Raw genomic sequence first — 24,414 nt, forward strand, 5'->3', positions numbered from 1 at the left:
TCGCTGCTGAGAGAATTATATACCCAATAGATTTCAAGTTGCAGCCAACAACGGCTGCGGCTTGAAAGTGAAGGGCTGTTATTCGTCGCCGTTCAGCCCGGAGCGGTTGAGCAGGAACTGCGACAGCAGCGCCACCGGTCGGCCGGTCGCGCCTTTGGCCTTGCCGGAGCGCCAGGCGGTGCCGGCGATATCCAGGTGCGCCCAGCTGTACTTGCGGGTAAAGCGCGACAGGAAGCAGGCGGCGGTGATGGCGCCGCCCGGACGGCCGCCGATATTCGCCATATCGGCGAAGTTGGAGTCCATCTGCTCGTAGTACTCGTCGGCCATCGGCAGACGCCACGCGCGGTCGCCGGCCTGCTCGGACGCGCCGATCAGCTCGTGCGCCAGCGGGTTGTGGTTCGACATCAGCCCGGTGATATGGTGGCCGAGCGCGATCACGCAGGCGCCGGTCAGGGTGGCGATATCAATCACCAGCTCCGGTTCGAAGCGCTCAACGTAGGTCAGGGTGTCGCACAGCACCAGACGGCCCTCGGCGTCGGTGTTCAGCACTTCCACCGTCTGGCCGGACATGGTGGTCAGCACGTCGCCCGGACGATAGGCGCGCCCGCCCGGCATGTTTTCACAGCCCGCCAGCACGCCGATCACGTTCAGCGGCAGCTTCAGCTCCGCCACCACGCGCATCACGCCGTACACCGTCGCCGCGCCGCACATGTCGTATTTCATCTCGTCCATGCCTTCGCCCGGCTTGAGCGAGATGCCGCCGGAGTCAAAGGTCAGGCCCTTGCCGACCAGCACGATAGGCTTAGCGTCCGGGTTCGGATTGCCCTTATATTCCATCACCGACATCAATGATTCGTTCTGCGAACCGGCGCCGACCGCCAGATAGGCGTTCATGCCCAGCTCTTTCATCTGCTGCTCGCCGATCACGCGGGTGGTGACGTTGGTGCTGAAGGCGTCCGCCAGTTGGCGCGCCTGCGAGGCCAGATAGCCGGCGTTACAGATGTTCGGCGGCATATTGCCGAGATCTTTCGCCGCCTTGATGCCGGAGGCGATCGCCAGGCCGTGCTGAATGGCGCGTTCGCCGCTGGTCAGTTCACGGCGGGTCGGCACGTTGAACACCATTTTGCGCAGCGGACGGCGCGGTTCCACCTTGTTGCTTTTCAGCTGGTCGAAGGTGTACAGCGTCTCTTTGGCGGTTTCCACCGCCTGACGTACCTTCCAGTAGGTGTTGCGGCCTTTGACGTGCAGCTCGGTCAGGAAGCAGACCGCCTCCATCGAGCCGGTGTCGTTAAGGGTATTGATGGTTTTCTGAATCACCTGCTTGTACTGGCGTTCATCCAGCTCGCGCTCTTTACCGCAGCCGATAAGCAGGATACGTTCGGAGAGGATGTTAGGCACGTGGTGCAGCAGCAATGTCTGGCCGACCTTGCCTTCCAGTTCACCACGGCGCAACAGGGCGCTGATATAACCATCACTGATTTTGTCGAGTTGTTCTGCGATAGGCGACAGGCGGCGCGGTTCGAAAACGCCGACTACAATACAGGCACTGCGCTGTTTTTCCGGGCTACCGCTTTTTACACTGAACTCCATGCACTCTCCTGAATCTTAAAGACAAAGGCGGGAGGTACGGCTAGAATGACCAGCTCCGTAACGATCTCCCGCCGTTGAGTTAACCAAAGTATGTTAACCTGAACGGCGTAAATTGTTCTGTTTTGGCGACTATAGGTATGTTCCTATAGGGCACCCAAACGGCTTGATGTTGTAATACTATTTTAGCTGTGAAGGTTGCCATATGATGAGAATAAATGGCGGATTAGCGAAGAAACTATCGATTTTCCTGCAAAAAGACAAGTTTTCACAGGCGTAATAAGCGTGATTATCATTAGATATCTGGTACGGGAAACGCTCAAGAGCCAAATCGCGATCCTGTTCATCCTGCTGCTGATCTTCTTTTGTCAGAACCTGGTCAGGGTGTTAGGCGACGCGGTGGACGGCGATGTCCCGACAAATTTAGTATTATCCCTGCTCGCTCTGGGCGTGCCGAAAATGGCGCAGCTCATTCTTCCGTTAAGCCTGTTTCTTGGCTTGTTGATGACGCTTGGACGGCTGTACACCGAAAGTGAAATTACGGTGATGCACGCCTGCGGCCTGGGCAAACGCACCCTGATTATCGCCGCGATGGTGCTGGCGCTGTTCACCGCCGCCGCCGCCGCCGCCAACGTGTTCTGGATCGGCCCGTGGGCTTCCAGCCATCAGGATGAGGTGATTGCCGAAGCCAAGGCCAACCCGAGCGTGGCCGGGTTGGCGGAAGGACAGTTCAAGCCGTCGCAGGACGGCAACTCAGTGCTGTTTATCGGCAACGTCAAGGGCAACACCTTCAATGACGTGTTCCTGGCGCAGCTGCGGCCGAACGGCAACCAGCGCCCGTCGGTGGTGGTGGCAGAACATGGCCGGATCAATCAGGCGAAAGACGGTTCGCAGGTGGTGACGCTGGATAAGGGCACCCGCTTTGAGGGCACCGCGCTGCTGCGTGATTTCCGCATTACCGACTTCAGCGACTACAAGGCGGTGATTGGCCACCGCGCTGTGACCATGGACAACACCGAGGCCGAGCAGATGCCGATGAGCATGCTGTGGCAGTCCGACGAGCAGGAAGCGCGCGCCGAGTTCCACTGGCGTCTGACGCTGGTGGTCTCCGTAGTGCTGATGGCGCTGCTGGTGGTGCCGCTCAGCGTGGTGAACCCGCGTCAGGGGCGCGTGCTGAGCATGCTGCCGGCCATTCTGCTGTATCTGATCTTCTTCCTGCTGCAGACGTCGCTGCGCTCCAACGCCGGCAAGGGCAAGCTGGACCCGATGCTGTGGATCTGGCTGGTGAATGCGGTGTACTTTGCGATCGCGCTGGCGCTCAACCTGTGGGATACCGTGCCGATGCGTAAGCTGCGCGGACGTCTGAGAGGAGCAGCCTGATGTTTGGCGTATTAGACCGCTATATCGGTAAAACCATCTTCAACACCATTATCATGACGCTGTTCATGCTGGTGTCGCTGTCCGGCATCATCAAGTTTGTCGACCAGCTGCGCAAAGTCGGGCAAGGGGAGTATTCGGCGCTGGGGGCGGGAGTCTATACCCTGCTGAGCGTGCCGAAGGACATTGAAACCTTCTTCCCGATGGCGGCGCTGTTGGGCGCGCTGCTGGGGCTGGGGCAACTGGCGACGCGCAGCGAACTGGTGGTCATGCAGGCCTCCGGCTTTACGCGGCTGCAAATCGCCGGCTCGGTGATGAAAACCGCCATTCCGCTGATGCTGCTGACCATGGCGATCGGCGAGTGGGTGGCGCCGCAGGGCGAGCAGATGGCGCGTAACTACCGGGCGCAGCAGATGTACGGCGGTTCGCTGCTGTCTACCAAGAGCGGCCTGTGGGCGAAGGACGGCACCGACTTTATCTATATCGAGCGGGTCTCCGGTAAAAACGAGCTGTCCGGCGTCAATATCTACCACTTTAACGACCAGCGCCGGCTGGAAACGGTGCGCTACGCCGCCACCGCCAGCTTTGAAGACGGCGTGTGGAAACTGTCGCAGGTGGATACCTCGGATCTGACCAACGCCAAACAGGTCACCGGCACCCAGACGCTGAGCGGGGAATGGAAGACCAACCTGACGCCGGATAAGCTGGGCGTGGTGGCGTTGGATCCGGATTCGCTCTCCATCAGCGGGCTGCACAACTACTCCAAATATCTCAAGCAGAGCGGTCAGGAAGCCAGCCGCTATCAGCTGAACATGTGGAGCAAAATCTTCTCGCCGCTGTCGGTGGCGGTGATGATGCTGATGGCGCTGTCGTTTATCTTCGGCCCGCTGCGCAGCGTGCCGATGGGGGTACGCGTGGTGACCGGCATCAGCTGCGGCTTTCTGTTCTACGTGCTGGACCAGATATTCGGTCCGCTGAGCCTGGTGTACAGCATGCCGCCGGTACTGGGCGCGCTGCTGCCGAGCCTGTTGTTCCTGTCGGTCAGCGTGTATATGCTGCTCAAACGCAAATAACGTACGTCTGATAACACAAAAGGGTCGAAGCGAGCTTCGACCCTTTTTTGATCCCGGCGGCCGGCAGAAACCGGCGGGGATTACATCTGCGAGAAGGTGTTCATGATGATGCCGCCGCCGATGATCAGCGCCATGGCGAAGATGGCCGGCAGGTCGGGCTTTTGCTTATAGAGCAGCATCGACACTGCGGTCACGCCGACAATGCCAAAGCCGCACCACAGCGAGTAGGCGACCCCTACCGGCATATAGCCCATCGCCCGGGTCAGCGCGAAGTAGCACAGGCAGTACGCGCAGATCACCAGCAGCGAGGGACCGAACTTCTTAAAGCTGTTGGTTTTTTTAATCATCGAGGTGCCGGTGATTTCGGCGCCGATCGACAATGCCAGCCACAGAAAGCCAATATTAAACATGTGCCGCTCCCTTACTCTGACTCTGACGAGCCCATTTTAGAAAACAGGTTCATAATCACGATGCCGCTGGCGATAATCGCCATGCTGATCATCGCCGGGACATCGGGGTGTTGGCCGTAGAACACCATCCCCAGCGTCGATACCAGCAAAATACCGGTGCCTGACCAGGTAGCGTAGGCCAGGCCGACGGGGATGTGTTTCACCGCGTTGGACAGGGCGTAGTAACAGGCGCAATACAGCACGACGATAAGGCCCAGCAGTAAGGTTTTGGTGGTGCCCTCGCTGTTATCGAACATCTTTAAGGTTGAGGTGGCTGAGGTCTCGGATGCTATCACCAACAACATCCACAGCCAGGACTTCGCTTTCGATGACATACTCTGCTTCTCCTGATAAATGATGATTTCCATAAAGTTGGGGAATAATTTTTTTGGTTATTGGTTTCCTCGTTGGTATTCCAGCGCCAGATCGGTCAGCCTGGCACCCGGCGGGCAATGGCCGTTGCGCTGCTTAAGCTCGCTGAGGGTGATATAGCCGCCGGTTTCAGCCACGGCGTCGGCGGAGGTTACGGGCAGCGGCGTCGGCGACAGCATCTGTTCCAGACTGCAGAACTGAATGCCGCGCTGCGCCAGCCGGGGCAGATTGTCCGCCAGCGAGTGCGCGTCCTGATTGCCGCCCAGCCCTTTTAGCCGGTTTAACTCGCTGTGCGGATTGCAGTTATAATCCAGCGCCAGCACCGGCGTGTTGTGCAGCCGCGCCAGCTGAATGCAGCGTGCACCGTCGGACTGAAACAGGTCATGAGCGACTTCCGCCGCGGTGGAAAAATCCAGGAAGGGCGCGATGACGCGGTCGATATTGTCCAGCACGCCGACCTGCTCTATCTCCGCCAGCGTGACGACGGGGCCGAGCTGCCGCCAGACGTCCGCCGGATGGACAGCCTGCGCGCCGTCGGCAAACAGCACCTGCGGCGCGAAGTGACGACAGTGCTGCAGACGCGCCAGGATAATGTCGTGATAGCCGTCCGCGGCGTTGAGCAGCAGCAACAGCCGCGGCCGCATGCGCATCAGTACCGCGTCCACAATCCGTTCGATGGTTTCGTCCTGCATCATCGTCTCTCCTTAGTCGGCCAGCGTGACGCTGTCGCCGGAGGCCAGCCCGGCGGCGTTGGCCTCATCGGTGTCGATGTGCAGCTCCAGCGCAAAGCTCTCTTTCACGCGCACCACCACCTGATCAAAGACCAGCGCACGCTGGCCCGCCGTTTTGACCCGTACCGCCTGCCCGTTGCTGACCCCCAGCCGGGCGGCGTCAAGCGGCGACATATGGATATGCCGCTGGGCGCAAATCACCTGCGAACGCAGCGCGACATAGCCCGCCGGGCCGGCCAGCATCGCGTCGCCTGATTCCTGCAGCTGGCCGGACTCGCGCACCGGCGCTTTCACCCCGAGGGTAAAACAGTCGGCCTTGGAGATTTCCAGCTGAGAAACCTCCCGCGCCGGCCCCAGCACCCGCACCTTGCCGATCGCGCCTTTCGGCCCGACGATGGTTACGCACTCTTTGGCGGCGAACTGCCCCGGCTGACGCAGTTCCTTCAGCGGCGTCAACCGGTAACCGGGGCCGAACAGCGCCTCGATATCCGGCTGTGACAGGTGGACATGGCGGTTGGAGACGCCAATCGGGATCGTCATCGCCGACGACAGCGGCTGTGCCTGCGCTAGGTTGTGCCGCACCTTTTCCAGTAACGATGCTTTAAACATAGGGTTGTTCCTAACAGTTAAGAGACGCTGCCGTTATTTCTGATCCTTTTTGCCGCCTGCGCGGTTCTCGGCGCGCTCGGGCTTCGCCTCGGCGGCCGGCGGCGGGGCTTCTTCCTGTTTGGCGGCAGGGGCGGCGGTGGCGGACGCCTTGCCGGTATCGTTGTCGGCAGACGGCGTCAGGGCATTGCCAGCAAGATCGTTCAGCTGTGCCACCACCTGTTCGCCCGGACGGGCGATAACCAGCCGGCCGCGGATAAACGTCGGCTGGCCGACGGCGGCAACGCCGCTGTCAACGGCGCTCTTCACCGCGCTGATTTCGCCGCCGAGGAACACGTTGACCAAACCGGCGCCGATCTTCTTGTAACCCAGCAGCGTGACCGAGGCGGATTTGCAGGCCGCGTCGGCCGCTTGAATGGCGGCGGTGAGGCCGTAGGTTTCAATGACTCCCAGGCTTAACTTCATGTGATTCTCCTTAGTGCCTTACCAGTCTGATGTCGAAATCGAAGCGTTGGAAAAACGCCGCCAGTTGATCTAATTCCTGCTCGCTGTAGCTGGGGTCGTGCTGAACGGGATAAATCATGTCGAGCCGGTCGTATTTGGTTGAACCCAACTGGTGGTAGGGCAGCACGTCGATGCGGCTGATATTGCCGCGGCGTGCCAGCGCGGTGACATACTCAATCGCGCCGGTGATGGCGTCGTAGGAGTCGTTGTAGCCGCGCACCAGCGGCATGCGTACCACGACATGCGCACCAAGCTCCACCAGGCGCTCCAGATTGCGCTTCACGCCTTCGTTGCCGATGCCGAACAGTTCACGGTGGCGTTCGGTGTCGATATGTTTGATGTCGAACAGGAACATATCGGTGCAGGTCGCCAGCTTTTCGTAATTGGCCAGCGGCGTGGTGCCGTTGGTCTCAATGGCGGTGTTGATCATCATTTTTTTGCATTCGGTCAGCAGCGCGACGGCAAAATCCGTCTGCATGCTCAGCTCGCCGCCGCCCAGCGTTACGCCGCCGCTGGAAGCGTGGTAAAAGTCGATGTCCTGCATGATGATGTCCAACAGCTCCCGCACCGTGACGTCTTTGCCCATAATGTCCAGCGCGTCGCTGACGCACACTTCTTCACACTTGCGGCAGCCGATGCAGTCGATCTGGCGGTCTACCCGGTGCTGCGGGTCGCCATGCGGGGTTTTAATCATCGAATGGATGCCTACCGGGCAGACATCGACGCACTGGCCGCAGTCAACGCATTTGTCGCGGGAGTACATCACCTGGAACTGGCTGCTCAACCCTTCAGGGTTGGCGCACCAGGCGCAGCGGATGTTGCAGCCTTTGAAAAAAATCAGGGTGCGGATACCGTTTCCGTCATAGATCGAGTATTTCTGGATGTTGAAAATGCGACCCTTTTTTTCCATGTTATCCATGGTTATCGTTACCTCATCTGTAGGGCGGTGGGATAACGCTTCCCTGCGTTATCCCCGGCGCAATATCAGAACTTCTCAATCACCGTACGGCTGATGATTTCGTCCTGAACCTCTTTGCACAGCTCCACGAAGTAGGCGCTGTAGCCCGCAACGCGCACGATCAGGTCGCGGTATTTCTCCGGCTCCAACTGAGCCTTTTTCAGCACCTCGTTATCGACATAGCTGAACTGCATCTGGCCGTTGCCGAGAATCGAGGCGGTGCGCAGCAGGGTGATCAGCCCGTTCTTGCCTTCCGGGGTATCCAGCAGCCCCTTGAGGAACTTGAAGTTGTGCACCATGCCGATGTTCATGGTCTCCACGTTCATCTTGCTGACGGACTTGATGATGGCGGTCGGCCCCTGCTTGTCCGCGCCCTGGGTCGGGCTGATGCCGTCGGACAGCGGCATCCAGGCCAGACGGCCGTTCGGCGTCGCCGCCGTCAGCTCGCCGATCGGCGTGTTGTTGGAGATGGACAGGGTGCCGTGGCTCAGGCGCGAGTAGAGCATCTTGTACTGACGGCACTCGCGCTCCGTCCACTCGGTGATGTCGAGGGCGAACTGATCCACGCTGTCGTCGTCGTTGCCGTACTTCGGCGCGTTCAGACAGTCGCGGCGCAGCTGTTCGTAACCTTCGAAGTTGGCCAGCAGCGCATCGCGGATCTGCTCCAGGGTGTATTTACGGTCCTGATACACCAGCTTGCGGATGGCGGCCATCGAGTCGACATAGGTCGCCAGACCCGAGAAGATCAGGCCAGGGCCATGGTTGATCACCGCGCCGCCGGCGGCGACGTCGAGACCTTTCTCCATACAGCCTTCCACCAGCAGCGACATCAGCGGTTTCGGCGCCACGTCGCGGTGTACGCGCTGGCTGATTACGGTGCCGATGGCGGAGAGTTTGACGATATGCGCCACCTGCTCCTTCACCGCGCGGTCGAAGTCTTCATAGGTTTTCAGCGTATGCAGCTCGCCGGTATCCAGGCCCTGATAGCTGTCGAACAGCACCATGCGGCCGCGGTTGAGCACGAACTCGATGGCGATCGGCCACTGGGTGTAGCCGGTAGAGGTCCACTGGTAGATGCGGCCCGACTTTTGCGGCTCCACGCAGCCCATCAGGCAGTAGTCGCGCGCGTCTTCAAAATCGAATCCCTTGCGCAGCATCATCTTGATGTGGGAATCATCAAAGTGACAGGCCGGGAAGCCCATGCCGGCTTTCACCACCTCGACGATTTTTTCCATATACTGCTGCGGCGACTGGTTGTGAATACGGCAGGCCAGCGACGGCTGATACACTTTGACAAAGCGCACCGCATCCATAATCAGGTAGGTCAGTTCGTTACAGGCGTCGCCGCCGCTGCGCTTCTGGCCGCCCACGGTCAGGTTGATAAACGGCTGGTAGCCGGCGAAGTACTTGGCGCCCTGCTCGCTGGACATCCACATCAGCTCGGCGCACTTGATGATAAATGCCTGCATCAGCTCCAGCGCCTGCTCCTGCGTCAGACGGCCGGAGGCGATATCCGCCTGATACATCGGGTAGCAGTACTGGTCGAGACGCCCCAGCGACAGGCCGGTTTGGTTCTCTTCCACCTCAAACAGCGACTCTATCGTCCAGATGCTCTGCAGCGCTTCCTGCAGGGTCTGTGGCGGGTTGGCCGGCACGTTGTCGTTGGTTTCCGCAATGGTCAGCAATTCGGCGCGGCGCGCCGGATCGTGCTCCTGCGACGCCAGCTCGCGCGCCCTGTCGGCGATGCGTTTGGCATAGTTCATCACGCCGTCGCAGGTTTCGATCGCCGCCTTGTAGAAGTAGATCTTGTCGATATCTTCCGGGTTTTCCATGCTCAGCGCGTTGAGGCGCTGTTGGGCGTCGGCTTTGATGCCGTTCATGCCCTTGGTGAACAGCAGGATGTCGTAGCCCGGGCAGGTATCGCCGCCGCCGTTGATCTGGTGGTAGGAGAGATCGCTGACGAAGGTTTCGCCGCTGAACGACCAGACGCCGGCCTCGCGGTACTGCGCCTCGCAGATCTCATCCAGCGAGCGGCCTTCCCAGAACGGCACGATCTGTTCGCGGATGATCTGCTTGTCTTCTTCGGCGATCTCGAACGGATCCTGCGGACGGGTGCTCATGGTATCCAGCTCGTCCTTCACCCAGCGCCAGGCGATATCCGGCGAGAAGGCGCCGGCGCGCGGTTTACCGCACGGGTGGCCGACGATCAGTTCGTCAGGTTGGATCAGGATCGGCGCGCTTTCACAGGCGGCGCGGAACGACTTGGCGCGCAGCAGAATGGTCGGCAGGCCCGGGTTGTTCTTCGCTACTTCGGTAAAGGCCAGAGCGCGGTAGATGGAGACGCTCGGACGGGCGTCCAGGTAGTTGTCGCGCAGGCGCTGCAGGCGCGGCGTCAGGCCCGGCATCAGCTGGCCGGCGGCCGGCGTCGGCTGCGAGCTGGCGGCGGCGTAGCGCTGGGCATGGGAGACGGACTGGCCGCCAAACAGCCGGATGCGCAGCGCCGGGTTGATGCTTTCCAGGTTGCGGCGCGCGGCCAGCAGCATGGCAGACAGTTCGTTAATCACCAGCGCCGGGTCGTCAATGCTTACGCCGTGCAGCATGGCGTCGAACATCGGGTAGCCGTCCTGCTCGCAAGGGGCGCGCACTTCTGACAGTTCGCTCAGTTTTAACCACAGGCATTCGACGATCTCATAGGCCTGCGCCGGGGTCAGAACGCCATGGGTAATATCGTGCTGGTAGAAGCCGTACAGTAGCTTGTCGAAGCCGCCCGGGCTGACCGCGTAGCTGCCGTTTTCCAGATGCAGCGCCAGCTGGAACAGATAAAACGCCTGGCACGCCTCTTTAAAGCTGCCTGCGCCCTGCGCCGGCACTTTTCTCAGGATGGCGGCGGTTTCGCGCAGTTCGGCCTGGCGGTAAGGATGGTTTTCCACCGCGGCCAGGTTCTCCGCCTTATCGGCCAGCTTCTGCGCCAGATGAATAACGGCGTTGCAGGCGTAGATCATGGCGCGGCACTGGTTGGCCTCATCCAGCGCGCCGCGGCTGACCGCGCTGCCGATGCTTCTGGCGCGGTCTTCCATTTCGGCGCCGATGGCGTTCAGGCCTTTGGTGATCACCGCCAGATAGTCAGGCGATTTCTGGCCCGGCGTGGTAAAGGCGGAAGGGGTGCGCAGCTCGCTTTCGCTGTGGAAAATAGCGGCGCGCGGCACGGAGGACTGGCTGCCGACAATCAGCTCATCCGGGCCGATATAGCCGGGCAGTTTTTTCACCAGCTCATTGAAACGCCGGGCATGGCGAACCTGAGCCGGCTGGCCGGCTACGTCGTCGTTCAGCGTCTCCAGCAGGCTGGCGCGTTCGGTGCTGATGGTGCTGTTCTGAGATAAAAAGCGTTCCGCCAGCTGCTGTACGCGCGGCGTCAGTGCATAGTGTGCCATGTTCAATCTCTCCTGATTCCTTCGCCTTGCACGTTGTCGCGCAAAGTCCGTAAGCTTGATGATGGGTCGTTGCCGTTACCGCCGCCGCGATAGGCGCGGCGCAGCATGCTCTCCAGGTCGGCGAGGCTGACCGCCCGCGGGTTGGTCGGCGTGCAGTTGTCATGCAGCGCCTGGTGCGCCATTTCGTTCAGGCAGACCTGGAAGCGGTGCTCGTCCAGCCCGGCGGCGTACAGACTAGCCGGCATGTTCATTTCCTGTTTCAGCGTGGCGATCGCCACCAGCAGGCTGTTAACCCCTTCACGCGTATTGGCGGCCGGCAGCGCCAGCAGGCGCGCCAGCGCGGCGTATTTCTGGGCGGCGGGGGTGGCGCACTCGCCGTCCAGCTCGGCGTTAAAGGCAATGGCTTCCTGCATCAGCAGCGCATTGGCCCGCCCGTGCGGCACACCGAACATGCCGCCGAGGGCGTGCGCCATGCTGTGGGTCACCCCGAGCGAGGCGTTGGTGAACGCCATGCCGGCCATGCAGGAGGCGTTATGCATTTTCTCGCGCGCCAGCATGTCGCTGCCTTGCTGGTAGCAGGGCAGCAGATGATGGAACACCAGCTGCACCACCTTTTCGGCCAGTGCATCGCTGAAGTCGCTGGCGCGTCGTGAGACATAGGCCTCCAGCGCATGGCACAGTACGTCCATGCCGGTGTCGGCGGTAATCACCGGCGGCACCGATGCCACCAGTTGCGGGTCAAGAATGGCGACGTCGGGCAGCATAAACTCGTCCACCAGCACCAGTTTTTCACTGCGCGATTTGATGACGGAAAAGCTGGTGACCTCGGAACCGGTGCCGCTGGTGGTGGGGATTGCAACGAAGCAGGGGCGTGGACGCTCCTGGCGACAGTGCCACAGCGTGTACATCACCGCCTTGGCCGCATCGATCACCGAACCGCCGCCCAGAGCGATAATCAGCTCGGGGTAGTCGTCGTCCATCATCTTCATCCCGCTGACGATGGCGGCGATATCCGGATCGGAGGCGACGCTGTCATACTGGCGGCAGCGCACCTGCTGCTGCTGGAGCAGACGCGTCACCTGCTGCGCCATCCCCAGCTTCACCATCGCCTGATCCGTCACCAAAAACGCCGAACGGCCGGGCAGATCCCGCAGCGCGTTCAGGGCATCCGCGCCGAAATGGATTTTTGGCTTAATCAGAAATTCATTCATGCCTGCTTCCTCTTAACGCTCCCGGTGAACCTTCTCGACAATGGCGACGATCGACATGGCCTTGTAGCGGTCTTTATTCAGCGCGAAATACTCTTCTACCAGCACCAGGTCATCCTCCCCGGCGCCGACGCTGTCGACCGCCACATAGGTCCGGTCCTTGATGGCCTGTAGGTCATCCCCCAACGCCGTTACCAACAGCAGATTGCTGCCGCGCAGTTCGTCGCTTTTTTGTGTGGCCACCACGTGTCCGGTCACCCTTGCGAGAATCATGGTTATCACCCTTTATTGATGTGTTACCGGGACATACGGCCAAGTACCGCTTTGATAATGTGCTCGACGTTTTCTTCGTTGATGTCGTTGGCTGCCTGCGACGCTGCTGCTGGGCTTACGGCACCGAAACGGTCATCGGCCTGAGCGCTCGGCGGCTGCGGTGCGGTGGCCTGCGATCCCTGCTGGAAGCGCGAGTCGGCAAAAATGCTGGTGCTGTGATCCTGGCCGCGGCTTGGCCGTGTGGGATGACGCAGATCGTCGATGCTGCGCACGCCGTAGCCGACCTTGCGGATGTTGATCAGGTTCAGTGGCCCGACGTTGTCGGAGGTGGAGCCGCCGCCGATGGCGCCGCAGCCGAGGGTGAGCGCCGGTATCAGGTTGGTGGTGGCGCCGATGCCGCCCAGCGCGGCAGGGGTGTTGATCAGGATGCGGTGCACCGGTTTTTGCAGCGCAAACTCGCGGATCACCTGCTGGTTCTGCGTGTGGATCACCAGCGTATGCCCCAGACCTTCGTTGGTGAGCAGCTCAACCACGCGGTCGCAGGCGCGCATCCAGTCCTCTTCGATATACAGCCCCAGCACCGGGCAGAGTTTTTCGCGGGCGTACGGGTTGCTGCGCGACACGCTGTCCTGCAGGGCAACCAGCACCCGGGTGTCCGGCGGCACGTTGAAGCCGGCGCGCTCGCTGAGGTAGATCGCGGTTTTGCCGACGATTTCCGGGTTGATCATGCCGTTCGGCCGCAGCAGGATATTGGCCAGGCGGCGGGCCTCGTCGTCATTCAGGAAGTAGGCGCCCTGCGCCAGCAGCTCGCGGTGCACATCCTGATAGATGCATTTTTCTACGATGATCGACTGTTCAGAAGCGCAGATCACGCCGTTATCGAAGGTTTTGCTGGTAATGATGTCGCAGACCGCCTGCTTGATATCGGCACTGCGCTCGATAAACGCCGGGCCGTTGCCCGGGCCGCCGCTGATGGTCGGCGTGCCGGAGCTGTAGGCGGCGCGCACCATGCCTTCGCCGCCGGTCGCCAGGATCAGCGCCACGTCTTTGCTGTGCATCAGGGTTTTGGTCGCGTCCAGCGTCAGCTGGGTCAGCCCGTCGACGATGCCGGCCGGTGCGCCGGCCTGCAGGGCGGCCTGCTTGACGATCTCAATCGCCCGTTGGCTGCACTGGCGGGCGTTCGGATGCGGAGAGAAGATAATCGCGTTGCCGGCCTTCAGGGCAATCAGCGTTTTGTAGAAAATAGTGGAGGTCGGGTTGGTGGAAGGTACCAGCGCCGTGATAACGCCCAGCGGTACGCCGACGTCCATCACCTTGCTTTCCTGATCGTCGTGCAGAATACCGACGGTTTTAATCGCTTTGATGTGCGAATAAACTTTCTCGGAGGCGAAGATATTTTTTAATACTTTATCCTGCCAATTACCGAAGCCGGTTTCTTCATGCGCCAGCTTGGCCAACTCTTCCGCATGCTGTGCGGCATACTGCGCAATCTGTTTAATAATTTCGTCGATCTTTTCCTGCGAGTAGGCGGCAAATATTTTCTGCGCCTGTTTGGCGTTATGAATTAAATTTCTCGCCTGCTGAATGGATTGTAAATCCGGATCTAATGTCGTCATTAGTCTATTCCCCTGAATAGGAAATTAATAGGTGTTCTCGGCGGTAAGGTAATAATGCCTATCTTGTTTTAATGTGTTCTCGGTTATTTTCAGGTTTTATGTTTGGCGGCGATTTTTTCAATATCGTTATGCGGACGGGCGATCACCCGCGAAGAGACCACGCAGCCGATACGCCCGGCGGCCTCAATGCCCGATTCCACCGCGGCGTTTACCGCGCCGACGTCGCCTCTTACCATCACGGTCACCAGGCCGGAACCGACGTTCTCATAGCCGATCAGCGCGATATTGGCGGCCTTGCACATGGCATCGGCGGCTTCAATTGCCGGCACCAGCCCTTTGGTCTCGATCAATCCGAGTGCGTCTTTCATCTACGGCTCCTGGTTATTCGGCGACTTTGTACTGCGCGACGATTTTCTGAATGTCGTTGTGCGGACGGGCGATAACCAGCGAGGTCACCACTTCACCCACGCGCTGCGCCGATTCCACGCCGGAATCAACCGCCGCCTTCACCGCGCCGACGTCGCCTTTCACCATGGCGGTCACCAGGCCGGAACCGACGTTCTCATAGCCGATCAGCTCGACGTTGGCCGCTTTACACATGGCGTCGGCGGCTTCTATGCAGGCCACCAGCCCTTTGGTTTCAATCAATCCTAATGCGTCACCCATGATCGTTCTCCCGATTCAGGTCGTTATGCTTTGTGCTTAATGACGATTTTGTTGATGTCGTTGTGCGGACGGGCAATCACCAGCGAAGTCACCACTTCACCGACGCGCTGCGCCGATTCCACCCCGGAGTCGACCGCCGCCTTCACCGCGCCGACGTCGCCTTTCACCATGGCGGTTACCAGGCCGGAACCGACGTTCTCATAACCAATCAATTCCACGTTGGCTGCCTTACACATGGCGTCCGCTGCTTCCACACAGGCCACCAGGCCTTTGGTTTCGATCAGACCTAATGCATCACCCATGATTGTTTCCTCCACAAAGTCAGTTGATGGGGTCATCACCCGACTGCGCCGCGGGCCAGCAGCCCCTGAACGGCCAGTCACAGGCACTATACCCCTTAAGTAATAGTGCAAAATATAAATTCAATATGCGCCTTATATTTAGTTTTAAGTTCTGAGTTTCACGCTTGTTTGGCCGTTAATTTATTTTTTGATGCTGATTTTAATGTGGGTAATAGCTGTGCTTACTGGTGAAAAACCACGGCTGCGCTGTTTCATATTTCGCCGCTGTAAGCTTGTTAATAAAGTTGTTATCAGAAGGATTTTTTCGGTCATCGGGTGGGGCGAAGAGTGTGGTCCAGCGCAAGTTTTTGCCCGGCCGCAGTGCCGGCCCGGAGTGGATCGGCGGGCGTTGGCTGCGGGGAGGGCGCGGCGGAGCAAGGGGAAGCGGTTGCGGTACAACCGAAAAACGGCGGTGCTACCCGGGTAAGCACCGCCGCTGTTAAAGGGAAAAAGGGGAGAGGATCAGCGGGCCGCGCCGGGCTTCAGCGTGCAGATATACAGCGGCGAGTTGATCGAACTGAGCAGGACGGTACGCGGGTTGATTTGCTCCACCGCCAGCAGCAGACCGTCGTGACTGTCTGACATTTCCCGCATAAAGTAGTCGAAAATTACGTCTGGCGACTGGTCGATGGAGGACTTGCTGGCCTCCCAGCGGTGGATGCGGTAATAGCGGGTGCCGGGTGAGACGTGTTTGCTGGTGTAATCAAACAGCACATAGCGCTGTAAATAGAGCCAGCCGGCTGCGGAGTTGGAATAGCCTTCTACCACGATCGAACCTTTATTATCGGCGTTAAAGCTGAAATGAATATTAACGTTGACGGATTCGGTCTCGGTATCTTCAAAATGCATAATCGCTTTGGTGGAGCAGTTTAATAGATCGTTACGCCAGATGGCTTCGTGCCGGGCGGCGACAAATATTGCCAGCAGCAGCAACAGCACAGAGCCGAAGAAAAAACATTTTCCCCAGACTAATTTTTTCATACTGCCTTCCATGAGTAATAAAAATAGTTATCGCAGTAGCTGAACGAATTATCCTGATGCTTGACGCAATGCGCGAGAAAAGTGCGTCCTAATCCGTTGGACTGCAGCTTATCGCCGTAAAAGAACAGGAACTGCTCGCCGTTATGCTGCCTGATACCCTTTTTCTCCTTCACCGCGATAAAGTTTTTCCGGTAATTTTCGCGCATGCGCGGATCCAGCATGGCATCGGTGGAGAACACCTCGAACGGTTCCTGTGCCACCTGTGAAAAGCGCAGCGGCGTCAAGTTGCGGCCGTTGGCCCATGACCAGCAGAACAGCGCCAGGGCAAGCAGCACCAGCGCCGCGCCGCTGTAGCCCCAGTAGTGGTCATGTTCACCGGCGACGGCGGGCGGCGTGCTTACCGGCTGCTCTGCGGTCGGCGGCGCTGGCTCTGCAGCCAGCACGGCGGGGTGCAGCGGCGCGTCGTCAATCACCTCTATCTGCAGTTCGGGGTTCAGCTCCAGCCGGCCGCGCGACACGGTGACGATCACGTTGTCGATGCCGTAGCGGCGGAACGCCTTGCGCAGCATGCTCAGGTACTGGTTGAGGTTGCTGTTGGAAGAGACCAGGCCGTTATCGTCCCAGACGCGCTTCATGACGTCGTCGCGGCTGATAATGCCGGGATGCTGGATAATAAAGTACAGCAGGGCGTTGGCGGTGATGGTGAGTTGGGTATCGGACTTGCCGTCGTCGTTCAGGCGCAGTGAACCTTCGGTGGCGTCATAATCAAGAAAGGCATTGATTCTGTATTTCATTATCGCCCCTTGGCTGTTGATAGCTCGCCATTGACCCGCTACAGCCGGTATTGCCGGCCATGGTGTTCAGCGCGATATAGGGCGATTTATCGGTTTGTTAACTATGATGCTGCGAATCATAGCCAGCGGCCAGCGGGGGGGACTTGATCGAGGTCAAGCCCCTTCCCGGCGGGGGCGTGACAAGCGGCGATTATGCCTGCTGGTTCACATTTTCGGTATAACAATCTGATAGTAAAGATTTTTCTTAAAGCCAGGGTGGGCGTTAAACGTAACGCCCACCCTGATGTGTTACAGCAGCCAGTCGAGCAGTACGACCCCTACCAGGCTGATCGCCCAGGCGATGGTGGTGGGCACTGACCACACCATGATCTGCTGCTTCACGTCCTTGATGCCCATCATGCGGTTCACCACCCAGAACATGCTGTCGTTAAAGTAGCTGAAGAACAGCGCGCCCATGGTCGCCGCCTGCGCCGCCGCCAGCATGTTGATGCCCGGCAGCTGGCTGACGATGGGGGCGGAGATGGACGCGGCGGTGATCATCGCCACGGTGCCGGATCCCTGGATAAGCCGCACCAGCGTGGCGATAAAGAACGGGATCAGCACCGGCGACAGCGGCAGGCTGGCGACGTGCTGCGCCAGCAGGTTGCCGGTGCCGCTTTCACGCAGCACCGCGCCCAGCGCGCCGCCGGCACCGGTCACCAGCAGGATGATCCCCGCCGACTGCAGCCCTTCTTCCAGCCGCTCCAGCGTTTGCTGTTTATCGACCTTCGGCATCAGGGAGCTGACCGCCAGCAGTACGCTGATCGCCAGCGCAATCACCGGCGAACCAAGGAAGGCGAAGGTCTGTCCCCACAGGCTGTCCGTCAGCCCGCTGAAGCCGTCGAGCTTCGCCAGCATGCCGTTGACCGCGTTGATAAAGATCAGCGCGATCGGCGTGACGATTGGCAGCAGCGACAGCGTCAGCCCCGGCAGCGCCTTGGCGCCTTTTTCCGCCAGGTAGTTATCGTGGGCGGCGCGCAGATCCTGCGGCGCTTCGTCCTCCATCGCCGGCTGAAAATCCGGGTACTTCTTACCCAGCCAGCGGGCATAGAGCACGATGCCGATCACGCAGGGCACCGCCAGCGTCAGGCCAGCCAGCATCATCGCGCCGATATCGACGCCGAAGATGCCGGCCACTCCCAATGGCCCCGGCGTCGGCGGCACCGCGTGGTGGGTGATGATCAGCCCGCCGGCCAGCGCGACGCCCAGCGTCAGCAGGTTACGCTGGCCCTTTTTGGCCAGCGCCTTCACCAGCGGATAGAGGATAACGAACGCCGAATCGACAAAGATGGGAATGCTGACGATATAGCCGGTGATCGCCAGCGCCCACTCTTCGCGCTTTTTACCCAGCCATTTGATAAAGCTGTAGGCGATCTGCTCCGCCGCGCCGGAGACTTCCAGCACCCGGCCCATCATCACCCCCAGCCCGATCACAATGCCGATGCTGCCGAGGGTGGAGCCGAAACCCTTGGTGATGGTATCCACCGTCTGCACCGCGCTGAGCCCGCCGGAAATGCCGGCGATGGAGGCGGCGATCAGCATGGCGATCAGCGCATGTACCCGGGTGCGCAGCACCAGAAATACCAGCACGAACACTGCCACCGCCAGACCGATAATCGGAATATATAATTCCATGCTCAGCCCTCGCCCTGCTCATCGCGCAGGAAAGCGCGGATCGCCTGCTGAAAATCTTCATCGGCGCCAAAGCCCATCGTCAGTGCGCGGCGCACGTCGAAGTTGCCCGGCCAGCTGGCGACGATGCGGTTGATCGCCTCGTCCGGCTCAAAGCGCACCAGATTGCTGACCTGTTCGCCGGCGACCTCGCGCAGCGCCGCCAGCATCTGGCGCACGCTGACGCTGATGCCGGGCAGGTTGACGGTGCGCGAGATGCCGAAGGCGCTGGCGGGCAGGGTGGCGGCGTGGATAAAGTTCTGCACCACGCGGCCGGGGCTGGAGAGCCACAGCGTCAGGTCCGGCGATACCGGGCACACCGCCGCTTCGCCGTGCAGCGGTTCGCGGATAATGCCGCTGGCGAACGACGAGGCCGCCTTGTTCGGCTTGCCCGGCCGCACGCTGATGGTCGGCAGGCGCAGCACGCGGCCGTCGACAAAGCCTTTGCGCGCGTAGTCGTTGATCAGCAGTTCGCACATCGCCTTTTGCGTGCCGTAGGAGGACTGCGGCGTTACCGCGCAACCGTCGTCGATCAGCGCTGGCAGCTCGCCGCCGAACACCGCCAGCGAGCTGGTGAAGATAAACTTCATCGCCGGCGCTTTGCGGCGCGCGACCTCCAGCAGCTGGCGCGTGGCGTCGAAGTTGACCTGCATACCGAGGTCAAAGTCGCTTTCGGCGTGGCTGCTGACGATGGCGGCCAGATGGAACAGCACGCCGCAGTCGGCGTCGATCAGCGATTCCGCCGCCTGCGGCTGGCTGAGATCGAGCGCCACGCAGCGTACGCGCGCATCCTCCACCGGCGGGCGCGGGGTGTTTATGTCCGCCAGGATCAGCCGTTCGAACGGTAGGACGTTGTTTTGCAGCAGCGCGGCGGCCAGACGCTGGCCGAGGAAGCCGGCGGCGCCGGTAATAATAATGTTCATGGTGATACTCCTGTTCCCTAGTGTTGTTATGGTTGCTGTGTCTTGTGTGACGTGTCTCAGAGGTTGACGCAGTGCAGGCGCAGCCCGCGATCGTTAAGTTGCTGCTGGGTTTCCGCCGCCAGCGCGGCGTCGCACAGGATGTCGTCCAGCGCTTCCAGCGGGCAGACGCGGAACATGCCGTATTTGCCGAACTTGCTGCTGTCGGAGACCAGCACCCGCCGGCGCGCCACCTCCAGCAGTGCCTGTTTCACCAGCACTTTTTCTTCATGCGGCGTCGACAGCCCGTGCTCCAGATCCCAGGAGCTGGTGCTGATAAACGCCACGTCGATATTCAGCGTACGCAGCAGCATGGCGGCGCTGTTGCCGACGCAGGAGTAGTTGCGCTGGTCCACCTGGCCGCCGGTGTGAAACAGGCTGAGCTGCGGGCGGTTCATCAGGTGCTGGATAATGGAGAAGTCGTTGGTGACCACCGTCAGGTTGAAGCGCTCCGCCAGGTTGCGGGCGATTTCAAAGGTGGTGGTGCCGGCGTCCAGATAGACCACCTGGCCATCCTCCACCAGGCTGGCGGCGTATTTGCCGATGGCGCGCTTATGGCGGTGGTGCAGCTGCATTTTTTCGTTGTAGGCCAGCTCCTGCCGCAGCGCGTCGCTCAGGCGCACGCCGCCGCTGACGCTGACCACCTTGCCCTCTTCCTCCAGCACGCGGATATCGCGCCGCACCGTCATATGGGACACGCTCATCAGCTCCGTCAGCGCGGCGATGGGCACCAGCTGATATTCATGCACGTAGCGATAGATAAAATCGCGGCGTTCGGATGGGATCATGCTCTCTCCTGTTGGCCGCTGACGCCTGCAGAACGCGCGGCTGTTATTTTTTGTTATCAGCGAAGATAGTTGACGATCTGGTTTAACAAGTAAGCGATACTTGTCACAAATAACGCGCAGGTGATGGATGGCGGGTAGGTGGTTAATTGGTTGAAAATAGGTTATTTAATTAAATATCGCTGATAAAAAGGCGTGCACAAAACGCTGTGATAAATAATGTGACGGCTAACATCTTTTGTCAGCGGCGGGGAGGGGGGACAAGTGGCAGAGAAGGGCGCGATCGGCGCGCCGCCGGGCTACGCTGATTTTTTCGGCACTTAACGCGTTGAATCGGCGATAACTGTTGCGCCCTAGTAGCTGGCAGGTATAATGCACCCGTTTTCCGCATTCTACTTCAGTGCCGAAGTGGCGAAATCGGTAGACGCAGTTGATTCAAAATCAACCGTAGAGATACGTGCCGGTTCGAGTCCGGCCTTCGGCACCATCTAGCAAGTAGCAGTGCAACAAGAAGCCACCGAGAGGTGGTTTTTTTGTGCCTGGAGTTTGGTGTTGCTGCTGTTTTTCTGCGGTGTTAGTTCCTCTCCTCCCTCCGCTTTCTCCCAACAAACTCCCGCCTACAGATGCAGATGTTTCTATTTGAATACAATGGGATCTTGACGCTGGACGAACATTAATTCACCAGATAAGGTATGGATACACTGTGTGCAGGAGGCATTAACAACATGGATACTGTTGAAGAGCTGGGCAATACCTACTTTTACAAAGGGATGTTCAACCTTACCGCTGGAGAGTTATTTTTCTTTATCTTTTTGGAAGAGGCTCAAAAACAGCTTGATGTTAAAGACGTTGCAGTCCTCGCCTTGATTATTTTAGGGCAGCCGACACAAAACACGCGGGGAAAGCCAGCCAACACAACCAAGGGGACCTCTATTTTGAGTGAAAACCTTAGGGGATGGTTAAAAATTCGTGTGTCACGATGGCCTACGCTGACAACCGAGAGCATCAAACGTTTGAAGTTCTCTTATGTGAATAATCTTGGCGCTTTTGTCGGTCGCTGGATCCCTATTCTTGGGATTGTTTTCATTATGAATGATGTTATGCAGATTGCATGGAAAGCCACTCGCAACTTCAACCTGATAGCGAGGGAGGGTGACAAGCTATGGTGAAGGACTCGATAGAAGAGGCGGTGCTGGAATGGTATGAAAGCACCTATAATACCAAGCCGCTCTTTGCTAAAAGCAAGCCCGTTCTAACGTTGGAAACCAGCCTTTCTACCGGTAAATATCCCTGGGCGCGGGAGACCGGGGATGAAATTATGCAGGATTATTTTGAGCGGTTTAAAGTGGATAGCCGTGACTTTAACTTCCTGACGTATTGGCCTTATGAGAAAGGATTGTGGCCTAATTTTCTGCGTCCTAAATCTCAAAAAGTGCCTGATGTAGAGCCGAAACCTCTGACGATTCAAATGCTGGTGGAGTCGGCGAGGGCTGGGCGGTGGATTTATGATTAATATTAATCATGCCGTGATAGCAGGTATCAATATTGGCATGGGGAATATGGTGTAAAGATCTCCCTATGTGGTCGACCTCATGGAACAGTATTGGATAAAGGAAGACGCCAAATATGCCGTTGAAAACGGTTATTAAGTGGTTTCATTATGCCCTGACCGCCGTCTTGCTGATCGTTGTTATTGGCTTTGTGATGCTCAATGCTGATGGGGATGAGCTGGCAGGTACCCGGTTGATGAGTTCGCAACAGCTTAGCGACAGCACCTGGCTCTATATCACGGAATATTCAGGCGGTGGAGCCACCGTAGCAAACTCTTACCGCTACTATTTATCCGGGAAGCTGGAGGGAAATGTGAACGCCAGCCTTGCAAAGCAGGTTCCATTTCTGGTTGCAGCGGGCAGCGCTGCAAATGTCAGTGCCGATGGCGATACCATCAATATCAAGTACAGTGGCCGGGTGTTTTCTTTTAGTAACTCTGTGGTTTATGAGGGGAATGGGGAAACACAAATGCCACATCTTCGGTTTGAGGTGAGTAATTGAATTGATAATGTATTTTTTATGTGTATAACCAATTTGTTGTGATGTTTTATTGAGCGTTTTCGAGTGAAGATATAACATTCTCTGCTAGGACATGCTCTGCTATTCCTACAGACTCCGGCAGTGGAAGCCCTATCGTGGAGTCAGACTAGGATTGTCTATCGAAATAATATAGTCTGAGTATTATTACCACGAGTGATTATATTACTTCACAGAAGTGGTTAAATGCTCGGTGGAGAGAACATACATAATTATATAGAATGGGTATTATTCTTCCTTAGGGACCCTGCGGTTATGAGTGCGATCACATTACGTCAAGCATTGAGTGTACTTGCGAAGTCATCCTCTTTCTCCGTTACCACGGTGACAAATAGAAAAAAGGATGAACTCGATGAGTTAAAGGAAAAACTATTTGTAAAACAAGAGATTGAAGTTGATTTGCAACGTCATTTGGATGTTGCTAAGCCCGGTGAAATCATTTTTTTGTGCGGAAGTAGTGGGGATGGAAAGTCCGAAATTTTAACCCGTTGCCAGTCTGATCCTCGTTATCAGCAGCGATTTAGTTTCTATATGGATGCCACGCATAGCTTTGCACCTCGACAATCAGCTATTGATGCATTGAATGATTTATTTTCGAATCACCATCAGCAATCATCTCCGCTTCTCATCGGCATCAACACCGGTATGCTCGCAAATTTTGGCAGAGAAGGTGCTGAATGCCACTATGAGCTCCGGTCTGCAATTGACTCTTTTTTATCTATTCAGCAGAACGCAAACCGTCCTTATCGTAACGAAAATTGTACTTTTTTTGATTTTGAACATTATCCTAAATTCAAATTTGACGAAAATAAACAATACTCATCATTTATTAAAGAACTATTAGATAATTTAACTCGTGATGATGAGGGTAATTTATTCTATTTTATTTTCCGACGTGATGAATCTGTGAGCCCTGACCTGAAAGAGGTCGCGAACTTTAAACTACTTTGCTTGCCTGGCGTACAGAATGTTTTAATTACGCAGTTATTTAAAGCTCGGTTAATTAAAGATCAGTTTGTAACAACCAGAACGTTACTGGATTTTTTGCATCATCTGCTGATGGGGCCTGGTTACTTATTTGATAACCTTTTCACTGGTGTAGAAAATGATCTGATTAAAAAGGTTTCTGATTTCGATCCCGCCAGATTGCATACTTATGAACTTGATCAGTTTATTTTACGCTATGAGCTTGGGCTGGCCGATGCAGATCTTGACGATTTTTTAGTCGCACTTGAGACGTTGCACATAAAGTTGGACCGCCAGTGTGTTAAACCTGGTGACGCAACCTCATTGGTCCGTCTTTTTTGGCTGCTACAACACGAATCGCTGGGGAATGATTATCATCGGAGATTTTCCGTGTTCTTTAACGAATCGTTGTTTGAACGTTACTCAGAAATCTGGCATCTGCATAAAAATTACACAGCAGATCCGGAGCAAAAAAGGTCACTGAATCGCTTCTATATTTTCGAACTTATCGCGGGTATCCAGCGCTATGCGAACCGCAAAGCGCCTGAATTAAGTATGCAAAAAGAAGAGTTCTTTTTGGGGGAGTTCGGTGGGGTTAAGATAACCGCACCGGTAGAGGTTAAACCTGATTGGGATGCCATCCGCAATAAACAGACGGCCCACCCAACTGGCTTCGATGTTTATTTAAAAGTTGGGGTGAATCCACTGCCACATATCCATGTCGGGCTTAATCTTTTTGAACTATTGGACAAGATAAATAATGGGTATCGTCCGAATAAATACGATAAAAATGCCATTGTATTGCTAGATGAAATTGTTGATTTGATTGCAGAGCAGGCTAAATCTAGCAATGAAATTAAATTTTATGATGGCGGAAAGCGGGTTTATCGCGCAAAGGCGGATGACGACATGATCACTATTAGCGGTATGGAGGGCTAG

General features: G+C 57.6%; 25 protein-coding genes and 1 tRNA gene. 7 read left to right on the forward strand and 19 right to left on the reverse strand.

Annotation, left to right across the window (positions count from 1 at the left end; all coding sequences use genetic code 11):
* Positions 1–78: 78 nt before the first annotated feature.
* A complete protein-coding gene (gene pepA, locus D781_RS02245; RefSeq protein ID WP_015670683.1) occupies positions 79–1,590 on the reverse strand; it encodes a leucyl aminopeptidase in 1,512 nt (503 codons plus the stop codon).
* A gap of 282 nt (positions 1,591–1,872) precedes the next feature.
* Between pepA and lptF the strand changes: the two genes are divergently transcribed.
* On the forward strand, positions 1,873–2,967 hold the full coding sequence (gene lptF / locus D781_RS02250) for an LPS export ABC transporter permease LptF (protein WP_015670684.1): 1,095 nt from the start codon (positions 1,873–1,875) through the stop codon (positions 2,965–2,967).
* The gene (gene lptG / locus D781_RS02255; RefSeq protein ID WP_015670685.1) at positions 2,967–4,037 is read left to right on the forward strand and encodes an LPS export ABC transporter permease LptG; all 1,071 of its coding nucleotides are present in this window, start codon (positions 2,967–2,969) and stop codon (positions 4,035–4,037) included. The genes lptF and lptG overlap by 1 nt, the downstream gene beginning before the upstream one ends.
* 80 nt (positions 4,038–4,117) lie before the next feature.
* Here the strand turns inward: lptG and D781_RS02260 are convergent, their stop codons facing one another.
* The 18 genes from D781_RS02260 to D781_RS02345 all read right to left on the reverse strand — a co-directional run bounded on the left by D781_RS02260 (position 4,118) and on the right by D781_RS02345 (position 20,424).
* Positions 4,118–4,447: a multidrug efflux SMR transporter gene (locus tag D781_RS02260; RefSeq protein WP_015670686.1), complete on the reverse strand. Its 330-nt coding sequence runs from the start codon at positions 4,445–4,447 to the stop codon at positions 4,118–4,120.
* A gap of 11 nt (positions 4,448–4,458) precedes the next feature.
* Complete coding sequence (locus tag D781_RS02265; RefSeq protein ID WP_015670687.1) at positions 4,459–4,821, reverse strand: multidrug efflux SMR transporter; 363 nt, start codon at positions 4,819–4,821, stop codon at positions 4,459–4,461.
* 57 nt (positions 4,822–4,878) lie between these two features.
* Positions 4,879–5,553, reverse strand: coding sequence for a hypothetical protein (locus D781_RS02270; protein WP_015670688.1), 675 nt, complete (start codon positions 5,551–5,553; stop codon positions 4,879–4,881).
* Positions 5,554–5,562: 9 nt separating this feature from the next.
* Complete coding sequence (locus D781_RS02275) at positions 5,563–6,129, reverse strand: phosphate propanoyltransferase (protein ID WP_233494125.1); 567 nt, start codon at positions 6,127–6,129, stop codon at positions 5,563–5,565.
* Positions 6,130–6,231: 102 nt separating this feature from the next.
* Positions 6,232–6,660, reverse strand: a complete 429-nt coding sequence (locus tag D781_RS02280; protein ID WP_015670690.1) for a BMC domain-containing protein — start codon at positions 6,658–6,660, stop codon at positions 6,232–6,234.
* A 10-nt stretch (positions 6,661–6,670) separates the two neighbouring features.
* Complete coding sequence (gene cutD, locus D781_RS02285; protein WP_233494110.1) at positions 6,671–7,609, reverse strand: choline TMA-lyase-activating enzyme; 939 nt, start codon at positions 7,607–7,609, stop codon at positions 6,671–6,673.
* A 74-nt stretch (positions 7,610–7,683) separates the two neighbouring features.
* A complete protein-coding gene (cutC, locus tag D781_RS02290) occupies positions 7,684–11,088 on the reverse strand; it encodes a choline trimethylamine-lyase (protein WP_015670692.1) in 3,405 nt (1,134 codons plus the stop codon).
* A 2-nt stretch (positions 11,089–11,090) separates the two neighbouring features.
* Entirely contained in the window at positions 11,091–12,299 is a 1,209-nt protein-coding gene (locus D781_RS02295; protein ID WP_015670693.1) for a 1-propanol dehydrogenase PduQ, read from the reverse strand.
* A gap of 12 nt (positions 12,300–12,311) precedes the next feature.
* Positions 12,312–12,569 carry a EutN/CcmL family microcompartment protein gene (locus D781_RS02300; protein ID WP_015670694.1) on the reverse strand — a complete coding sequence of 86 codons (258 nt, stop codon included), beginning with the start codon at positions 12,567–12,569 and terminating at the stop codon, positions 12,312–12,314.
* Between the two features lie 23 nt (positions 12,570–12,592).
* Positions 12,593–14,185 (reverse strand): acetaldehyde dehydrogenase (acetylating), encoded by a 1,593-nt coding sequence (locus tag D781_RS02305; protein ID WP_015670695.1) that lies wholly within the window; start codon positions 14,183–14,185, stop codon positions 12,593–12,595.
* An 89-nt stretch (positions 14,186–14,274) separates the two neighbouring features.
* On the reverse strand, positions 14,275–14,553 hold the full coding sequence (locus tag D781_RS02310) for a BMC domain-containing protein (RefSeq protein WP_015670696.1): 279 nt from the start codon (positions 14,551–14,553) through the stop codon (positions 14,275–14,277).
* Between the two features lie 13 nt (positions 14,554–14,566).
* Positions 14,567–14,851, reverse strand: coding sequence for a BMC domain-containing protein (locus D781_RS02315; RefSeq protein ID WP_015670697.1), 285 nt, complete (start codon positions 14,849–14,851; stop codon positions 14,567–14,569).
* A gap of 23 nt (positions 14,852–14,874) precedes the next feature.
* Entirely contained in the window at positions 14,875–15,153 is a 279-nt protein-coding gene (locus tag D781_RS02320) for a BMC domain-containing protein (RefSeq protein WP_015670698.1), read from the reverse strand.
* A 501-nt stretch (positions 15,154–15,654) separates the two neighbouring features.
* A complete protein-coding gene (locus D781_RS02325; RefSeq protein WP_015670699.1) occupies positions 15,655–16,173 on the reverse strand; it encodes a FidL-like protein in 519 nt (172 codons plus the stop codon).
* Complete coding sequence (locus D781_RS02330; RefSeq protein ID WP_015670700.1) at positions 16,170–16,967, reverse strand: winged helix-turn-helix domain-containing protein; 798 nt, start codon at positions 16,965–16,967, stop codon at positions 16,170–16,172. Before D781_RS02330 ends, D781_RS02325 begins: the two co-directional genes overlap by 4 nt.
* A 288-nt stretch (positions 16,968–17,255) precedes the next feature.
* Positions 17,256–18,641, reverse strand: a complete 1,386-nt coding sequence (locus D781_RS02335; RefSeq protein WP_015670701.1) for a gluconate:H+ symporter — start codon at positions 18,639–18,641, stop codon at positions 17,256–17,258.
* Positions 18,642–18,643: 2 nt separating this feature from the next.
* Positions 18,644–19,600: a D-erythronate dehydrogenase gene (gene denD, locus D781_RS02340; RefSeq protein WP_015670702.1), complete on the reverse strand. Its 957-nt coding sequence runs from the start codon at positions 19,598–19,600 to the stop codon at positions 18,644–18,646.
* Positions 19,601–19,656: 56 nt separating this feature from the next.
* Positions 19,657–20,424, reverse strand: a complete 768-nt coding sequence (locus D781_RS02345; RefSeq protein ID WP_015670703.1) for a DeoR/GlpR family DNA-binding transcription regulator — start codon at positions 20,422–20,424, stop codon at positions 19,657–19,659.
* Between the two features lie 399 nt (positions 20,425–20,823).
* Here D781_RS02345 and D781_RS02350 point away from each other — a divergent pair.
* From D781_RS02350 to dptF, 5 genes are all read left to right on the forward strand, one after another.
* Positions 20,824–20,908 (forward strand) — tRNA-Leu (locus tag D781_RS02350).
* Between the two features lie 238 nt (positions 20,909–21,146).
* Positions 21,147–21,590 carry an STM2901 family protein gene (locus D781_RS02355; protein ID WP_015670704.1) on the forward strand — a complete coding sequence of 148 codons (444 nt, stop codon included), beginning with the start codon at positions 21,147–21,149 and terminating at the stop codon, positions 21,588–21,590.
* Positions 21,584–21,934 (forward strand): DUF1493 family protein, encoded by a 351-nt coding sequence (locus D781_RS02360; RefSeq protein WP_015670705.1) that lies wholly within the window; start codon positions 21,584–21,586, stop codon positions 21,932–21,934. The genes D781_RS02355 and D781_RS02360 overlap by 7 nt, the downstream gene beginning before the upstream one ends.
* 113 nt (positions 21,935–22,047) lie before the next feature.
* The gene (locus D781_RS02365; RefSeq protein ID WP_015670706.1) at positions 22,048–22,473 is read left to right on the forward strand and encodes a hypothetical protein; all 426 of its coding nucleotides are present in this window, start codon (positions 22,048–22,050) and stop codon (positions 22,471–22,473) included.
* Between the two features lie 291 nt (positions 22,474–22,764).
* A complete protein-coding gene (gene dptF / locus D781_RS02370; RefSeq protein ID WP_015670707.1) occupies positions 22,765–24,414 on the forward strand; it encodes a DNA phosphorothioation-dependent restriction protein DptF in 1,650 nt (549 codons plus the stop codon).

The sequence above is a fragment of the Serratia sp. FGI94 genome, from assembly GCF_000330865.1.
Lineage (GTDB): Bacteria > Pseudomonadota > Gammaproteobacteria > Enterobacterales > Enterobacteriaceae > Serratia_B > Serratia_B rubidaea.

Excerpts from the sequence above, each read along its gene's own strand:
- lptG (WP_015670685.1), top strand. The coding sequence starts at position 2,967 with ATGTTTGGCGTATTAGACCGCTATATCGGTAAAACCATCTTCAACACC.
- D781_RS02305 (WP_015670695.1), bottom strand. The coding sequence starts at position 14,185 with ATGACGACATTAGATCCGGATTTACAATCCATTCAGCAGGCGAGAAAT.
- D781_RS02320 (WP_015670698.1), bottom strand. The coding sequence starts at position 15,153 with ATGGGTGATGCATTAGGTCTGATCGAAACCAAAGGCCTGGTGGCCTGT.
- denD (WP_015670702.1), bottom strand. The coding sequence starts at position 19,600 with ATGAACATTATTATTACCGGCGCCGCCGGCTTCCTCGGCCAGCGTCTG.
- D781_RS02325 (WP_015670699.1), bottom strand. The coding sequence starts at position 16,173 with ATGAAAAAATTAGTCTGGGGAAAATGTTTTTTCTTCGGCTCTGTGCTG.
- cutD (WP_233494110.1), bottom strand. The coding sequence starts at position 7,609 with ATGGAAAAAAAGGGTCGCATTTTCAACATCCAGAAATACTCGATCTAT.
- D781_RS02295 (WP_015670693.1), bottom strand. The coding sequence starts at position 12,299 with ATGAATGAATTTCTGATTAAGCCAAAAATCCATTTCGGCGCGGATGCC.
- D781_RS02275 (WP_233494125.1), bottom strand. The coding sequence starts at position 6,129 with ATGACGATCCCGATTGGCGTCTCCAACCGCCATGTCCACCTGTCACAG.
- D781_RS02280 (WP_015670690.1), bottom strand. The coding sequence starts at position 6,660 with ATGAAGTTAAGCCTGGGAGTCATTGAAACCTACGGCCTCACCGCCGCC.
- D781_RS02265 (WP_015670687.1), bottom strand. The coding sequence starts at position 4,821 with ATGTCATCGAAAGCGAAGTCCTGGCTGTGGATGTTGTTGGTGATAGCA.
- D781_RS02365 (WP_015670706.1), top strand. The coding sequence starts at position 22,048 with ATGCCGTTGAAAACGGTTATTAAGTGGTTTCATTATGCCCTGACCGCC.
- D781_RS02270 (WP_015670688.1), bottom strand. The coding sequence starts at position 5,553 with ATGATGCAGGACGAAACCATCGAACGGATTGTGGACGCGGTACTGATG.
- dptF (WP_015670707.1), top strand. The coding sequence starts at position 22,765 with ATGAGTGCGATCACATTACGTCAAGCATTGAGTGTACTTGCGAAGTCA.
- D781_RS02300 (WP_015670694.1), bottom strand. The coding sequence starts at position 12,569 with ATGATTCTCGCAAGGGTGACCGGACACGTGGTGGCCACACAAAAAAGC.
- D781_RS02335 (WP_015670701.1), bottom strand. The coding sequence starts at position 18,641 with ATGGAATTATATATTCCGATTATCGGTCTGGCGGTGGCAGTGTTCGTG.
- D781_RS02330 (WP_015670700.1), bottom strand. The coding sequence starts at position 16,967 with ATGAAATACAGAATCAATGCCTTTCTTGATTATGACGCCACCGAAGGT.
- pepA (WP_015670683.1), bottom strand. The coding sequence starts at position 1,590 with ATGGAGTTCAGTGTAAAAAGCGGTAGCCCGGAAAAACAGCGCAGTGCC.
- D781_RS02345 (WP_015670703.1), bottom strand. The coding sequence starts at position 20,424 with ATGATCCCATCCGAACGCCGCGATTTTATCTATCGCTACGTGCATGAA.
- cutC (WP_015670692.1), bottom strand. The coding sequence starts at position 11,088 with ATGGCACACTATGCACTGACGCCGCGCGTACAGCAGCTGGCGGAACGC.
- D781_RS02355 (WP_015670704.1), top strand. The coding sequence starts at position 21,147 with ATGGATACTGTTGAAGAGCTGGGCAATACCTACTTTTACAAAGGGATG.
- D781_RS02360 (WP_015670705.1), top strand. The coding sequence starts at position 21,584 with ATGGTGAAGGACTCGATAGAAGAGGCGGTGCTGGAATGGTATGAAAGC.
- D781_RS02315 (WP_015670697.1), bottom strand. The coding sequence starts at position 14,851 with ATGGGTGACGCATTAGGATTGATTGAAACCAAAGGGCTGGTGGCCTGC.
- D781_RS02310 (WP_015670696.1), bottom strand. The coding sequence starts at position 14,553 with ATGAAAGACGCACTCGGATTGATCGAGACCAAAGGGCTGGTGCCGGCA.
- D781_RS02260 (WP_015670686.1), bottom strand. The coding sequence starts at position 4,447 with ATGTTTAATATTGGCTTTCTGTGGCTGGCATTGTCGATCGGCGCCGAA.